Origin of the sequence: Bacillus sp. RC252, from assembly GCF_044909215.1 — a bacterium.
Classification (GTDB): Bacteria; Bacillota; Bacilli; order Bacillales; family Bacillaceae_G; genus Bacillus_A; species Bacillus_A mycoides.
Window position 1 is genome coordinate 1 of sequence record NZ_JBIYDV010000050.1, and the last position, 2553, is coordinate 2553.

The 2553-nt window shown below is 33.5% G+C and carries 2 protein-coding genes; both read left to right on the plus strand.

Annotated elements, in window-relative coordinates:
• Positions 1 to 295 precede the first annotated feature (295 nt).
• Positions 296 to 1255: an alpha/beta hydrolase gene (locus ABH960_RS29465; protein ID WP_404449975.1), complete on the plus strand. Its 960-nt coding sequence runs from the start codon at positions 296 to 298 to the stop codon at positions 1253 to 1255.
• Between the two features lie 191 nt (positions 1256 to 1446).
• A complete protein-coding gene (locus ABH960_RS29470) occupies positions 1447 to 2184 on the plus strand; it encodes a DsbA family oxidoreductase (protein WP_404449977.1) in 738 nt (245 codons plus the stop codon).
• Positions 2185 to 2553 lie beyond the last annotated feature (369 nt).

Sequence of the window (2553 nt, forward strand, 5' to 3'; positions counted from 1 at the left end):
TAGCGCCGATGGTAGTTGGGACCTTGTCCCTGTGAGAGTAGGACGTCGCCAAGCAACTTTAAGACGAGTCAGAATGACTCGTCTTTTTTGTGTTTTAAACTTCTTATCAGCCTCAAGTAAGTAATCCTTATTATTTTGATCCTCTCATATTCATTTTCTTTCATCATTTTTGATGTGTAGTTTAAGATTTTCTATTCTGTTTTTTGTAGAAGCAATCTATCGGTGTGTTAAAATAGTACAGTTGTTTTTCGAGGTACTTTAATATAGGAAGATTTAAATTTTTTAAGGAGATAATATGAAGAAGATAGGTGTAATTACTATAGTGGTTTTAGTCCTTCTAGCAATTACTTATATGTTAGTCGGAAATTATTTTTATAATTATGCGTTGAATGCAAAACAAGAGAAAGAGTTTTTAGAGGATAATCCTCACTTAGTAGAAACTGTGAATGCATCGGGAGGTGTGTTTGCTACAAATGAAGAAAAGGATGCGAACTTTGTATCAAATCATAAACCTAATATACGAAACATAAATTCTTTCGATAAGTTGAAATTAACAGGTTATGAATATATGAATGAACAATCTAGCCATAAATGGGCAATTGTAGTTCATGGATATGATAGTAGGGCATCGAAAATGACGAAATATATCCGGAATTTTTATGAAGAAGGATATAACGTCATAGCGCCAGATCTTCGTGGGCATGGAAATAGTGAAGGTGATTATATAGGGATGGGCTGGCACGATCGTAAAGATATTTTGGTTTGGATTCAACAAATTGTAAAGAAAGACCCTAATGCTGAAATAGCACTCTTTGGAGTTTCAATGGGGGGAGCAACTGTAATGATGACTTCAGGTGAAGAGTTACCCTCTAACGTTAAAGTTATTATTGAAGATTGTGGATACTCAACTGTTATTGATGAATTTACTTATCAATTAAACGATTTATTCCACTTGCCGAAGTTTCCTGTTATGAATGCGGCAAATACAGTTACAAAATTAAGAGCTGGATATGATTTAGAAGAAGCTTCAGCTGTAAAACAAGTAGCGAAAAGTAAAACACCGATGCTATTTATTCATGGGGACACTGATACATTCGTTCCTTATGAAATGTTAGATGAAGTATATAATGCTGCAAAAGTAGAAAAAGAGAAATTAATTGTTCCAGGTGCTGGACATGGAGAAGCCGAGAAGGTAGATTCGAATAAATATTGGAATACCGTATGGGAGTTCGTGGGGAGATACATTCCAGCGTAATTAGATTGTTTTAGATTTGTATTTTGTATATACGATAATCAGAAGGAAATGTTTTTATACTTTTGATTATCGTTTTTTCTATTTAAAAACTCATTTTAGTTTGTAGTATATAAGGTTTGAAGCATAAATTTTTGAATTCCTTATTGCCAGTGCTACAATAATTGAAAACTACATGTTAATGAGGTGTTTCTATGAAAATTGAAGTATGGTCAGATTTTGTATGCCCATTTTGTTATATTGGGAAACGTAGATTAGAAATGGCTTTAGAGCAATTTCCGCATAAGAAAGATGTTGAAGTTGAGTTTAAAAGTTTTGAATTAGACCAAAATGCTCCAATCTATTCTGGAACAAGTATTAATGAAGTACTTGCATCAAAGTATGGGATTAGTATTGAAGAAGCTAAGCGTAATAATATACAACTAGGCAATCATGCAGCTAGTATGGGGTTAAGTTTTAATTTTGAAGAGATGAAGCCGACGAACACTTTTGATGCGCATCGTCTTGCCAAATTTGCAAAGGATCAAGGGAAAGAAAAAGAAAAAGAGATTACGGAAAATCTACTTTGTGCATATTTCACTGAATCGAAAAATTTAAGTGATGTGGATACGCTTGCTACTATTGCTGAAGCTTCAGGTTTAGATAAGCAAGAAGCTTTACGTGTTATTAATGATAAAGGTGCATATGCAAATGATGTTAGAATTGATGAAGCGATTGCTCAGCAATATCAAATTTCAGGAGTACCTTACTTTATTATTAATCAAAAGTATGCTATTTCAGGTGCGCAACCACTCGAAACTTTTGTTGGTGCACTTCAACAAGTGTGGGAAGAAGAGAATCCTGCACCTAAGTTACAAGAGCTTTCTTCAGAGGGTGGAAGTGATATGTCTTGTACTGATGAAAGTTGTTCTGTACCTTCAAAAGAACAATAGTTTTTATGATGGAATAGCAACCCATAGAGTGTTTCATGGGTTGCTTATCTATTCTTATAGAAGAGGTATATAGATAGATAATTTAATAACGTAAATAGCATTTATAAAAAAATGAAGTTTTTTATAAAAACATATTGACGGTTGTATCTTAGAGGTGTAATATAGAACAAGTCGCCGATAGCAACAACGAAGAAAGCGACAAAAGAAATAAAAAAACTTGGTTGACATTGAAACATGAAAATGTTAACATAAGGGAGTCGCAAATGAGCGGCAAACAAGTTCTTTGAAAACTGAACGAAACAAACAACGTGAACGTCAATTTTTATTTTTAGATGCTAGACAAACTAACTTTATTGGAGAGTTTGATCC